The following is a 12780-nucleotide window of genomic DNA, read 5'->3' on the forward strand; positions in this document are numbered from 1 at the left end:
TGCTCAATCAGGTGCGCAGCGAGCAATACCGCGAGCGCCTGGCCCACGGCACTTTCTCGCTGATGGCCGACAACCTGCAACCGATGAACCAGACCGAACGCCATCGCGCGCTTCTGGTGTGGGAGCGGCTGCTCGGTATTCCGCTGACGCTGAAGAAATTCTCTGAAACCGACCTTGATCTGGCCCAGCGCACCCGTGTGCTGCGCGGTCAGGCGCTGGTCGAGCAGACCGGGCCACATGCGGCCAAGGTCTATCGGCTGATCAGCGAAAAAGAGCAAATGATGCTGGTGGGCGAGGTACAGCAAATCAGCGAGCAACTGGCCCGGGCGACCATTTACCTGCTGGCCGATGAACTGGTGCGGGTACCGGTCGCCGAACAGCCCAAGCGTCTGGCGCAGATCAAGCAGGAAAAGGGCTTCGGCTTCGATCTGCGTCTGGTCACGGTAAATGACGCCGACATGGACGAAGACCAGAGCCGCCGCGTGGCCGAGGGCGATACGGTGATGGCACTGGGCAAGGGCGGCGATTCGATCCGCGTCTTCGCTGGCATGGTCGGTACGCCGTGGGTGCTGGAAATTGGCCCGCTGTATCAGATGAATCCGTACCCGCCGGAATGGCTGGTATTGATTGCCGCGCTGGGCCTGACCCTGATCGGCCTTATCGTTTATCTGTTGGTGCGTCAGCTCGAGCGACGTCTGCGCGGCCTCGAAGCGGCGGCCACGCGCATCGCCAAGGGCAGCCTGGAAACCCGTGTGCCGGCGCGCGGTGCCGACTCGGTCGGGCGGCTGGCATCGGCGTTCAACGGCATGGCCGAGCACTTGCAACAGTTGCTGGCGATCCAGCGTGAACTGGTGCGCGCGGTGTCTCACGAGCTGCGCACGCCGGTGGCGCGGCTGCGTTTCGGTCTGGAAATGATCGGCACGGCTACCACTGCGCAGGCGCTGGAGAAATACCGCGAAGGCATGGATCACGACATCGAAGACCTCGATAAGCTGGTCGACGAGATGCTCACTTACGCACGGCTGGAGCAGGGCTCGCCGGCGCTGACTTTCCAGCGCATCGATCTGGATGCGCTGGTCAATCAGGTGATCGAAGAATTGGCGCCGCTGCGCGCCGAGGTCACGGTGCAGCGCGGATTGTGTCTGTCATCGGCCGACAACGACGGCGCGTGGGTCGAGGCCGAGCCGCGTTATTTGCATCGGGCGCTGCAGAATCTGGTGGGCAACGCGATGCGCCATGCCCATTCACAAGTGACGGTGAGTTATCAGGTCGGCCAGTTGCGTTGCCGGATCGACGTTGAGGATGACGGGCCGGGCGTGCCGGAAGTGGCGTGGGAGCGGATCTTCACGCCGTTTCTGCGCCTCGACGATAGTCGCACGCGGGCCTCGGGCGGGCATGGTCTGGGCTTGTCGATTGTGCGGCGGATCATCCACTGGCACGACGGCCGGGCGATCATTGGCAAAAGCAAGAGTCTGGGTGGGGCGTGCTTCAGTCTGAGCTGGCCGAGGAATCAGGAGCGCCGGTAGGGTGTGTAGTGGCAGGGCTGGCCCCATCGCTGGCAAGCCAGCTCCCACAGGTTTTGCGGGTGTACATTGTCTCTGTGTTCACCGCGAATACTGTGGGAGCTGGCTTGCCAGCGATGAGGACCATGCAGGCAATGCAAAACTTCAGGCAGGAATGCTGACCAGACTCAACAACTGCCCATCCTGCACTGCAAACTGCGCCTCCAGCTCCGATCCGTTGCGCCATTCGCTCGACAGATCCGTCAACAGCCGCAGCCTGACCTGACCCGCCGCAGTCCATTCCAGCACTTCGGCATGCTCGAAATAAAAGCGCTGCTGCACGATCGGGTACAGCGCCTTGAACAAACTCTCTTTCACCGAAAACGTCAGGGTCACCCGCAGCGCCAGTTGCTCCTGCGAGCCTGCCGCCATGCGCTGCATTTCCGCCGGGGTGAGAATTTCCCCGGCCAGGCGTTCAGCGCGCTCGTGGCTCAACAGGTTTTCCAGATCCATGCCCAAGCCGCGCCAGTGCTGTTTGTTGGCGACAATCGCCGCCGCACGGCCAGTGCTGTGAGTGATCGAACCACAGATGTGCGCCGGCCACACCGGCGCGCGGTCTTCGCCAATCGGCGGGACGATATTCAGGCCTTCGAGTTGTTGCAGCGCGGCCCGCGCGCAAATGCGTCCAGCGAGGAACTCGGCCTGGCGCTTGGCCACCGAGCGCTGAATGCTCGGTGGCGCCGGCACAGCGCTGCGCTGGAAGTCATCGCCAAGCAACCGTGTCGGGTCGAAGTGGGTACTGAGCAGCACGGTATCGGCCAGGACCGTCGGCAACGGCCAGTGGCTGTCGAGCGCAGTGCAGCAGGCGGGCAGGGCGGGGGTGGTATGCATGGCGGGCATTTTGCCGGTTAGTCGGGGCGAGGTCGAGATCGGCGGTGAAGCCTTCGCGAGCAGGCTCGCTCCCACAGGGGATCTTCTGTGCGACAGGGATCCAATGTGGGAGCGAGCCTGCTCGCGAAGGCCGCGCCTCGGTCGCTACTGACTCAGCCGAAAATCTTCTTGAAGAACGCCTGCATATCCGCCCAGGATTTTTCATCCGCCGCCTTGTTGTAACCAATGTCCGGCCCGCCATGCTCGCCATGGCTCAGGCGATCGGCATCCGGGTTGCTGAAACCGTGTTTGGCGCCATCCAGACTGACGAACTGGTAGTCCGCCCCGGCCTTGTCCATCTCCGACTTGAACGCGGTGACGTGGTCCTGAGTGACCATGCTGTCCAGCGCACCGTGCTCGACGAGGATTTTCGCCTTCACACTGCCCGGAGTCGCCGGAGTCTTGGTTGCCAGCGCGCCATGGAAACTCACCACACCGGCCAGCGGCACACCCTGACGCGCCGCATTCAGTACCACGGCGCCACCGAAGCAATAGCCGACGGCGGCGATTTTGTTCGGGTCGGTCTGCTTTTGCTTCTTCAACAGATCGAGCCCGGCGGCGAAGCGCTTGCTCGCCGCATCGGCGTCCTTGGTCGCTGCCTGCATGAAGGCCATGGCGTCTTTCGGGTGCTCGGTGTTCTTGCCTTCGCCGTACATATCGATGGCCAGCGCGCTGTAGCCGAGTTCGGCGAGATCCCGCGCGCGGCGCTTGGCGTACTCGTTCAGCCCCCACCATTCGTGAACCACGACAACGCCGGGGCGTGGGCCTTTGATCGCGTCGTCATAGGCGTAGTAGCCGATCAGTTGGCTGCCGTCGGCGCTTTGGTAGGGGATTTCTTCAGTCTTGATCGCAGCCTGGGTGAAGCTGCTGACTGCCAGCAAAGTGAGGGCGAGGAACAGGCGCATGGTCGGATCTCCTTATTGAAAGTGGTCAGAACAGCCTAGTCGATCCGGTTCAGGTCAGGTTCAGAGACGGTTCAGGGGCCGTACAGGGGCGGCTCAGTAACCTTGCGCCATACCCAAACAGCACTGTGAAAGAGGAAATACCCATGACTCGTTTAAACAAATTGCTGCTGGCTTTTACCCTGTTAGGCTCCAGCATCGCGGCGAACGCCGACGACACCAGCAACTTCGCCGGCCTGACATTCGGCCAGACCAGCGACAAGATCGACAAGTCCCACGCGCTCAACAACAATCTCGGCAACCCCAACGTCACCGGGGCCATCGACGGCAACAACACCTACGGCATGCGCCTCGGTCAGCAAAACAGCCAGGGCCGCTACTACGCCACTTACGACAACGTTTCCGGCTCGCACAATGGCGTTAAACTGCGCCAGGAAAATCTGCTCGGCAGCTATGACCTGTTCTACCCGGTGGGCGGCAGCACTAAATTGTTCGGTGGCGCCACGGCCGGTCTGACCAAGCTGACGCAGGATTCGCCGGGTTTCAGCCGTGACAGCGACATCGGTTACGCCATCGGTGGCCAGGTCGGTGTGTTGCAGCAAGTTTCGCAGAACACCTCGATAGAACTCGGTTACCGTTACCTGCGCAGCAACGCCAGCACCGAAATGAAAGAGAGCGGCGGCAGCAAACAGGGCTCGCTGGGCTTGACCAGCAGCGCGCAGACCTACCTGTCGGCCAACTACTATTTCTAAGCGGTTGTCGCAGTTTGAAGTGTGGGAGCGAGCCTGCTCGAAAGGGGTGTATCAGCCGACACTTGCTTGGCTGATCCACCGGATTCGCGAGCAGGCTCGCTCCCACAGGTAGTTGCCTGGAGAGTTCAAGTGATAGGGAGAAAGGCATGAAACTGTTGGTCGTCGAAGACGAGGCGCTGTTGCGTCATCACCTGCAAACCCGCCTGACGGAAAGCGGTCATGTGGTCGAGTCCGTGGCCAATGCCGAGGAGGCGCTGTACCAGACCGGTCAGTACAACTTCGATCTGGCGGTGATCGATCTCGGCCTGCCGGGCATGGGCGGGCTCGACCTGATCCGCCAGTTGCGCTCGGGCGGCAAGACCTTCCCGATCCTGATCCTCACCGCGCGCGGCAACTGGCAGGACAAGGTCGAAGGCCTCGCCGCCGGTGCCGACGATTACGTGGTCAAGCCGTTCCAGTTCGAAGAACTCGATGCGCGCCTGAACGCATTGCTGCGCCGCTCCAGCGGTTTCACCCAGTCGACCATCGTTGCCGGGCCTTTGCTGCTCGACCTCAATCGCAAACAGGCCAGCCTCGATGAGCAACCGCTGGCGCTGACCGCTTACGAATACCGCATCCTCGAATACCTCATGCGCCACCATCAGCAGGTGGTGCCCAAGGATCGCTTGATGGAGCAGCTGTATCCGGATGACGACGAGCGCGATCCGAATGTCATCGAAGTGCTGGTCGGCCGTCTGCGCCGCAAACTCGAAGGCCCGGCCGGGTTCAAACCGATCGACACCGTGCGCGGCCTCGGTTACTTGTTCAATGAGCGCTGCACTTGATCCGTTCCCTTCGCGTTCGCTTGATGCTCGCCGCCACCACGTTGGCGGTGTTGTTCATGCTCGCTTTGTTGCCGGCGATGCAGGGCGCCTTCAGCCTTGCCTTGCAGGACTCGATCGAACAACGTCTGGCCTCCGACGTCACCACATTGATCTCCGCCGCGCGGGTGGAAAACGGTCGGCTGGTGATGCCGTCGCAATTGCCCGACGAGCGTTTCAACCTCACCGATTTCCGCTTGCTCGGCTATATCTACGACCGCGACGGCAAACTGGTGTGGCGTTCGAAAGCCACCCAGGAAGAACAGATCAACTACAAACCGCGCTACGACGGCCTCGGCAACGAGTTCGCGCGGATTCGTGAAAGCAACGGCCAGGAATTCTTCGTTTACGACGTTGAGGTGAAATTGCTCGGCGGTAAAAGCGCTGCGTTCAGCATCGTCGCCCTGCAACCGGTGCGCGAATACGAAACCACCCTCGAAGGCCTGCGGGAAAATCTCTATCTGGGCTTCGGCGCGGCATTGCTGGTCTTGCTGGCACTGCTATGGATCGGCCTGACCTGGGGGCTCAAGGCCTTACGCAGGCTCAGCCAGGAACTCGATGAAATCGAAGGTGGCACCCGTGAAAGCCTGACCGAAAAACATCCACGCGAACTGTTGCGCCTGACCGGCTCGCTCAACCGCTTGCTGCTCAGCGAACGCCAGCAACGCAGCCGCTACCGCGACTCCCTCGACGACCTCGCCCACAGCCTGAAAACCCCGTTGGCGGTGCTGCAAGGCGTCAGCGAAGACATGGCCCAGCGCCCCGCAGACCGCGATCAGGCCTGGGTGCTGCAAAGTCAGATCGAACGCATGAGCCAGCAGATCAGCTACCAACTGCAACGGGCCAGCCTGCGCAAAAGCGGCCTGGTGCGCCATCAGGTGCGCCTGCAACCGGTGCTCAAAAGCCTGTGCGATACGCTGGACAAGGTCTACCGCGACAAACACGTGCGCGTGACCTTTGATCTGCCGGAGCATTGCTACGTGCCGATCGAGCAGGGCGCCTTGCTGGAAATGCTCGGCAACCTGCTGGAAAACGCCTACCGCCTGTGCCTCGGCGAAGTGCGGGTCAGCGTGCGCGAGTCCTTGGCCGGGATCGAATTGTGCGTCGAGGATGATGGCCCGGGCGTGCCACTCGATCAGCGTGCGCGAATTCTTGAGCGTGGCGAACGCCTGGATGCCCAGCATCCCGGGCAGGGCATCGGGCTGGCGGTGGTCAAGGACATCATCGAAAGCTACAACGCGCGTTTGGCTTTGGGTGATTCACCGATGGGCGGGGCGGCGTTCAGGATTCATTTTCCTGCGGTGTGAAGGTTGGCAGTGCCAGCCTCTTCGCGAGCAGGCTCGATCCCACCTTGAAAAGCATTCTCCTGTGGGAGCGAGCCTGCTCGCGAAGGCGTCTGACTTCACAACTCCTGCGCCCGATAAGCCCCCGGTGTCAGCCCCGTCCATTTCTTGAACGCCCGATGAAACGCCGAAGGCTCAGAGAACCCGAGCTGCTCGGCAATCTGCTGCAACGACAGCTCCGCCCGGCCCAGATGGTAGATGGCGATATCCCGCCGCAGCTGATCTTTCAGCTCCTGAAAACTGGTGCCTTCCTCGCGCAAGTGCCGCCGCAAGGTCTGCGGGCTGATATGCAGATGCGCCGCAACCGCTTCCAGATCAGGCCAGTGCGCAGCGTCGCGACTGAGCAAGCGGCGCAGACGGCTGCTCAGGCTGTCGCCGTCGTCCGGGCGCGAGAGCAGGTCGGCGGGGGAGCGTTCGAGGAAGTGCTTGAGCGTGCGTTCGTCCTGCAACAGCGGCATGGCCAGGTAGCGACTGTGAAACAGCAGGCTGCTTTGCTCGGCATCAAAGGTCAGCGGGCAGGGGAACAGCAGATCGTATTCGCCGCCGTGCTCGGGGCGCGGATAGCTGAAAGTCGCCTGCTTAAGGCGTATCCGCTGGCCGATCAGCCAACTGCCGAGGCGGTGCCAGATCACCAACAGACTCTCGCTGAGAAAGTGATCCGGGTCCCACCACTGCGCGTCGTCCAGGCTCAAACGCACCCATTCGTCTTCGCGACGCAGGGTCAGGCGTGGGGCGTCGGGGAACAGGCTGTAAAACAACAAGCCACGTTGCAGAGCCTTCTCCAGGTTGCGGCAGTGAATCGAGGCGTGGCACATCATGGCGAAGCTGCCGGGCTTGCTCGGCGCGCTGCCGAAACCCAGGTATTCGTCGTCCAGCGCCAGCCACAAACCCTGAATCAGCCGGGTGAACTGCTCCGGGGCAATGCGCGCGCGGGGCTCGTCGAGCAATTCCGCGCTGATCCCCAGTTGCTGCAACAGGCCTGAATAATCCAGGCCGCGCCGGCGCGCACCGCCAAGGGCGGCACGGGCGAAATGGCTGGCGATGGTGCGTTCGCGCATAAGCGGCAATCCTTGTTCAGGCACCGATCGTAACGGCGGGCCGGCAACGCAACAAGGCGGATTTCCGCCAAATTGCAGGACACTGAACGCTCAGTTGGCGGAAATCCGCCATGCCTCAAGTCACTGATTGGTGACAGGAAAATCCCGCAGCCCCTGATATCAAAAGGCTTGCTGCCATTCGCACCAATCTGGCACGACGTTTGCGATACAAGCCACAGAAGCGTGCATTTCTCCGCCCGGAAAAATGCCGTTCCAACAACAAATCCCTCCAGTGCAGGAGGGTTCGCAATTAAGGTTCAGCGCTCGACAGATGGATGTTGCCGCTGGACGCTTGAGGAAACCTGCAATGACGACTCGTCAGCCACTGTACAAATCCCTGTATTTCCAGGTGATCGTTGCCATCGCCATCGGCATCCTGCTTGGTCACTTCTATCCGCAGACCGGTGTGGCCCTCAAGCCACTGGGTGACGGCTTCATCAAGCTGATCAAAATGGTCATCGCCCCGATCATCTTCTGTACTGTTGTCAGCGGCATCGCCGGCATGCAGAACATGAAGTCGGTGGGCAAGACCGGCGGCTACGCGCTGCTGTACTTCGAAATCGTTTCCACCATTGCCCTGCTGATCGGTCTGGTCGTGGTCAACGTTGTGCAACCGGGCGCCGGCATGCACATCGACGTCACCACCCTCGACGCCTCGAAAATCGCCACCTACGTGACGGCCAGTAAAGACCAGAGCATTGTCGGTTTCCTCCTCAATGTGATCCCGAACACCATCGTTGGCGCGTTCGCCACCGGTGACATCCTGCAAGTGCTGATGTTCTCGGTGATCTTCGGCTACGCCCTGCATCGCCTGGGTTCGTACGGTCGTCCGCTGCTGGACATGATCGATCGCTTCGCCCACGTGATGTTCAACATCATCAACATGATCATGAAACTGGCACCGCTGGGTGCGTTCGGCGCCATGGCGTTCACCATCGGTGCCTACGGTGTCGGCTCGCTGGTGCAACTGGGCCAGTTGATGATCTGCTTCTACATCACCTGCGTTCTGTTCGTCGTGCTGGTGCTGGGTGCGATCTGCCGGGCTCACGGTTTCAGCGTGTTCAAGCTGGTGCGCTACATCCGTGAAGAACTGTTGATCGTACTGGGTACGTCCTCGTCGGAATCGGCACTGCCACGCATGCTGATCAAGATGGAGCGTCTGGGCGCGAAGAAATCCGTCGTGGGTCTGGTGATCCCGACCGGTTACTCGTTCAACCTCGACGGTACTTCGATCTACCTGACCATGGCCGCCGTGTTCATCGCCCAGGCGACTGACACGCACATGGACATCACCCACCAGATCACCCTGCTGCTGGTACTGCTGCTGTCCTCCAAAGGCGCGGCGGGTGTGACCGGTTCGGGCTTCATCGTCCTGGCCGCGACACTGTCGGCGGTAGGTCACCTGCCGGTTGCCGGTCTGGCGCTGATCCTCGGTATCGACCGTTTCATGTCTGAAGCCCGCGCACTGACCAACCTGGTCGGTAACGCTGTAGCGACCATCGTCGTCGCCAAGTGGGTCAAGGAACTGGACACCGATCAACTGCAGACCGAGCTGGCTTCCGGCGGTCGCGGTATCTCCGACGAGCGTGAAGAAGATGACCTGGGTGTGGCTGAAGGCCCAGCCCCGAGCAATGTGAAGTAAATACAAGAACTGCGCATCAGTACGATGTGAGGTTGTAAAAAATCCCTTGTGGTGAGGGATTTACCCCCGATGGACAGCACAGCGGGCCTCTTCTTCCAATTCCAGAGAAGGGGCCGCTTCGCGACCCAACGGGGATAAATCCCCTCGCCACAGGGGTTTTTTCTTGCCCGGAATTTGAGCGCAACGGTCACACCTGCTGACATTTGCGGTGATTGCCGCATCGACGATGGCTGCCTACGCTGAGTACATCGCCCAAGGAGTTCGCCCATGTCTGCACCGCTGGCCTCACTGAAGATTCTCGATTTCTCGACCTTGCTGCCGGGGCCGTTCGCCTCGTTGCTGCTGGCGGACATGGGCGCCGAGGTGCTGCGCATCGAATCGCCAACCCGTATGGATCTGCTGCGGGTGCTGCCGCCGCATGATGGCGGGGGCTCGGCCAGCCACGCTTATCTGAACCGCAACAAGCGCAGTCTGGCGCTGGATCTCAAACAGCCCGAAGCGTTGGAGATCATCAAGCAACTGCTGGGCGAGTACGACATCGTGCTCGAGCAGTTTCGCCCCGGGGTGATGGAGCGTCTGGGCCTGGGTTATGAAGCGTTGAAAGCGATCAATCCAAAGCTGATTTATGTGTCGATCAGCGGTTACGGCCAGACCGGGCCGTACAAGGAGCGCGCCGGGCATGACATCAACTATCTGGCGCTGGCCGGGCTTGCCAGCTATACCGGGCGCGCCGACAGCGGGCCGCTGCCGTTGGGCATGCAGGTGGCGGACGTGGCGGGCGGCTCGCTACACGGCGTGATCGGCTTGCTGGCAGCGGTGATTGCCCGTCAGCAAACCGGGCAGGGCACCCATTTGGATGTGAGCATGACCGACTGCGCTTTCAGCCTGAACGCCATGGCCGGCTCGGGCTATCTGGCCTGCGGCGTGGAACCGGGTCGGGAAGACCAGATGCTCAATGGCGGCAGCTTTTACGATTATTACCGCACCCGGGATGGGCGCTGGATGTCGGTGGGCAGTCTGGAGCCGGCCTTCATGCAGCAATTGTGCACGGCGCTGGGCCGGCCGGAACTGGCCGCGCAAGGGTTGTCGCCCAGGCCTGAGCAACAACAAGCCTTGAAAGAGGCGTTGCGCATCGAATTCGAACGGCATGATTTTGCAGAACTGTGTGAGTTGTTCGCCGGGGTCGATGCCTGTGTCGAGCCGGTATTGAGTCTGGGCGAGGCGCTGCGCCATCCGCAGTTGCAAGCGCGGGATCTGGTAACGCAGGTGCCCCGCGGCGATGGTACGACGCAGGCGCAGATGGCCTGTCCGTTGAAATTCTCTGAGGCGTTGCCGGAGCCAAGGCATGTTGGCGCCGGGTTGGGGCAGCATACGGATGAGGTGTTGGGGGAGTTGGGACTTAGCCCTTCGAAAATTGAAGACCTGCGTCGCGCCAAAGTCATTCTTTAGCGCCTGTAACGGCCTCATCGCTGGCAAGCCAGCTCCCACAGGTTCCGAGGTGTTCACAAAATCTGTGGGAGCTGGCTTGCCAGCGATAGGGCCAGTCAGGGCACCGCAGAAACTGACTATTCCACCCGCATCTCACCACTGAACACCAGCGTACTGCGGCAGCGCCGGCACAGATACCGCCGCCCTTGCCGCACCAGGCCATGGCGCTGGGCGGTAAACGGGAAATCACTGTCGGGGCACGGGCATTTGTAGATATAGCGGGTCACGCTGCGCCGCTTGATTTCATAGGTGTGGCAGCGATCCGGCGGCAATTCGTAGACGCCGCGCATGATCAGTTGCCACTCCTCGCCATGGGGCTGGATGCGGTCGCCGAACAGTTGATGAGCGATCAGGTGAGCGACTTCGTGAGCGACGGTCTGCTTGAGGAAGTGCTCGGTGTTTTCCCGGTACAGCTGCGGGTTGAAGCGCAGCAGGTTCTCGTGCAGATGCGCGACACCGGCTTTCTGCCCGCGCAGCTTGAGGCTGACGACGGGGCGTTTGAAGGAACGTTTGAAAAAGGATTCAGCGAGTTGGTAACAGTCTTCGACGCGGGTATTGAGTAGCTCGGGCATGCTTGATGGATCTCCAGAGACGCCGAGTATGCCGCAACCCCGGCGACTTGCGAATCGCCGACCTGCCGAATGGTCGTCGCCCCAACGAGAAGGCCGCCTTGCGGCGGCCTGTATTGGCAGATGTTGTTTTTCTCAGGGAGGAAACAGGTCAGTTGGTATAGACCGGGCCGACACCCAGGCCCCAGACAATCACGGTGAACGCCATGATCGCCACCAGCACCACCAGCCCAACCGCGAGCACCGAGCTGGAAAACAGAAAACCTTCATCCGAAGGGATGTTCATGAAGGTCGGCAGGCCGACATACAACAGATACACCGTATAGCAGATGGCCGCCGTGCCGACGATCATCCCCAGCCACATGTGCGGATACAGCGCCGCCAGACCGCCGACGAACAACGGTGTCGCGGTGTATGTGGCAAACGCCACGCAACGGGCCAGGCTTGGATTGGCGTCATAGGTGCGCGCCATCCAGTGCACGAAGGCGCCCATCACCGCGACCCCGCCGAGCATCGCCAGGTACGACATGATGGTCATCCACAAGGCGCTTTCGAACGTGAGCATCACCGGCGCGCGGTTGCCGATCACCCAACCGACCTGGGTCGTGCCGATGAACGCCGACACAGCGGGGATCGCCGCCAGAATCAGCGTATGCGTCAGGTACATGTGGCTGATACTTTCCTCTTGGTCGCCACGGATCTCCTTCCATTCCTGATCGGGGTGGGTAAACAGTCCCACTACGTGATGGATCATGCCATTCACTCCTCTTGTCATTGCCATCGCCCCCCAACGGAGCGCCTACGGGCCAAGATGGCCGAGCAAATACAGGTCTTCAGATGTGTGCGACCTTATGTCGCAGTATAGAAAGGACTCCAGCGCACCGGTATGCCGGGCTTAGAGCAAATCGCGCTGTAAACGGGGTGGGTAATCGCCTCGGAGTCTTGCGGTGAAGGCATTTATGAGGTTGAAACACTTTTGTGGCGAGGGGATTTATCCCCGCTCGGCTGCGCAGCAGTCGCCAGCCCATTCAGCGCGTAGTGTCAGGCAATACGAGTTCTCAGGTATTGGGGCTGCTTCGCAACCCAGCCGGGATAAATCCCCTCGCCACAGATGCTTCGCGCTACTGGGGTTTTTGCGTAAAATGCCGGCCTTTCGTCACACCTCACGGATTTCGCGTCATGGGCACTCTTACGGTCAACCAGAACAAACTGCAAAAGCGCCTGCGCCGCCTGGCCGGCGAAGCGGTCGCCGACTTCAACATGATCGAAGATGGCGACAAGGTCATGGTCTGCCTGTCCGGGGGCAAGGACAGCTACACCATGCTTGACGTGCTGATGCACCTGCAGAAGGTTGCACCGATCAAGTTCGACATCGTCGCGGTGAACATGGACCAGAAACAGCCGGGCTTTCCCGAGCACGTGCTGCCGGCCTACCTGAAAGAACTGGGCATCGAGTATCACATCGTCGAGAAGGACACTTACTCGGTGGTCAAGGAACTGGTGCCGGAAGGCAAGACCACCTGTTCGCTGTGCTCGCGCCTGCGTCGCGGCACCCTGTACACCTTTGCTGACGAAATCGGCGCGACGAAAATGGCCCTCGGTCATCACCGCGACGACATCGTCGAGACGTTCTTCCTCAACATGTTCTTCAACGGCACCCTGAAAGCGATGCCGCCGAAGCTGCGCGCCGACGAC

The 12780-nt window shown here is 61.0% G+C and carries 12 protein-coding genes; 7 read left to right on the forward strand and 5 right to left on the reverse strand.

The features are described 5' to 3' along the window. Nucleotides 1–1526: ATP-binding protein (locus tag OQK_RS18095; protein ID WP_016773619.1), on the forward strand; the 1526-nt coding region annotated here is incomplete at its 5' end. Between the two features lie 141 nt (nucleotides 1527–1667). Here OQK_RS18095 and OQK_RS18100 read toward each other — a convergent pair. Together OQK_RS18100 and OQK_RS18105 are read right to left on the reverse strand one after the other, a co-directional pair. Then, the gene (locus OQK_RS18100; RefSeq protein ID WP_016773620.1) at nucleotides 1668–2393 is read right to left on the reverse strand and encodes a 4'-phosphopantetheinyl transferase family protein; all 726 of its coding nucleotides are present in this window, start codon (nucleotides 2391–2393) and stop codon (nucleotides 1668–1670) included. A gap of 152 nt (nucleotides 2394–2545) precedes the next feature. Continuing rightward, nucleotides 2546–3337: a dienelactone hydrolase family protein gene (locus tag OQK_RS18105; RefSeq protein WP_016773621.1), complete on the reverse strand. Its 792-nt coding sequence runs from the start codon at nucleotides 3335–3337 to the stop codon at nucleotides 2546–2548. Between the two features lie 143 nt (nucleotides 3338–3480). Here OQK_RS18105 and OQK_RS18110 point away from each other — a divergent pair, with 143 nt between their 5' ends. The 3 genes from OQK_RS18110 to OQK_RS18120 all read left to right on the forward strand — a co-directional run bounded on the left by OQK_RS18110 (nucleotide 3481) and on the right by OQK_RS18120 (nucleotide 6253). After that, entirely contained in the window at nucleotides 3481–4086 is a 606-nt protein-coding gene (locus tag OQK_RS18110; RefSeq protein ID WP_016773622.1) for a membrane protein, read from the forward strand. Nucleotides 4087–4232: 146 nt separating this feature from the next. Continuing rightward, nucleotides 4233–4910, forward strand: a complete 678-nt coding sequence (locus OQK_RS18115; protein WP_016773623.1) for a response regulator transcription factor — start codon at nucleotides 4233–4235, stop codon at nucleotides 4908–4910. Further along, nucleotides 4907–6253, forward strand: a complete 1347-nt coding sequence (locus OQK_RS18120; RefSeq protein ID WP_016773624.1) for an ATP-binding protein — start codon at nucleotides 4907–4909, stop codon at nucleotides 6251–6253. Before OQK_RS18115 ends, OQK_RS18120 begins: the two co-directional genes overlap by 4 nt. 95 nt (nucleotides 6254–6348) lie before the next feature. Here the strand turns inward: OQK_RS18120 and OQK_RS18125 are convergent, their stop codons facing one another. Then, complete coding sequence (locus tag OQK_RS18125; protein WP_016773625.1) at nucleotides 6349–7347, reverse strand: AraC family transcriptional regulator; 999 nt, start codon at nucleotides 7345–7347, stop codon at nucleotides 6349–6351. Between the two features lie 346 nt (nucleotides 7348–7693). On the opposite strand from OQK_RS18125, the gene OQK_RS18130 reads away from it, so the two are divergent. After that, nucleotides 7694–9028, forward strand: a complete 1335-nt coding sequence (locus OQK_RS18130; RefSeq protein ID WP_016773626.1) for a dicarboxylate/amino acid:cation symporter — start codon at nucleotides 7694–7696, stop codon at nucleotides 9026–9028. 267 nt (nucleotides 9029–9295) lie between these two features. Then, on the forward strand, nucleotides 9296–10477 hold the full coding sequence (locus OQK_RS18135) for a CaiB/BaiF CoA transferase family protein (RefSeq protein ID WP_016773627.1): 1182 nt from the start codon (nucleotides 9296–9298) through the stop codon (nucleotides 10475–10477). 116 nt (nucleotides 10478–10593) lie between these two features. Here OQK_RS18135 and OQK_RS18140 read toward each other — a convergent pair whose 3' ends face one another. Beyond that, nucleotides 10594–11088 (reverse strand): SprT family zinc-dependent metalloprotease, encoded by a 495-nt coding sequence (locus OQK_RS18140; RefSeq protein ID WP_016773628.1) that lies wholly within the window; start codon nucleotides 11086–11088, stop codon nucleotides 10594–10596. A gap of 148 nt (nucleotides 11089–11236) precedes the next feature. Continuing rightward, complete coding sequence (locus tag OQK_RS18145; RefSeq protein WP_016773629.1) at nucleotides 11237–11839, reverse strand: Yip1 family protein; 603 nt, start codon at nucleotides 11837–11839, stop codon at nucleotides 11237–11239. Nucleotides 11840–12264: 425 nt separating this feature from the next. Between OQK_RS18145 and ttcA the strand changes: the two genes are divergently transcribed. Next, nucleotides 12265–12780, forward strand: a 516-nt coding sequence (gene ttcA, locus OQK_RS18150; RefSeq protein ID WP_016773630.1) for a tRNA 2-thiocytidine(32) synthetase TtcA, incomplete at its 3' end; no start/stop codon positions are given.

The organism is Pseudomonas sp. R62 (genome assembly GCF_000257605.1).
Lineage (GTDB): Bacteria > Pseudomonadota > Gammaproteobacteria > Pseudomonadales > Pseudomonadaceae > Aquipseudomonas > Aquipseudomonas atacamensis.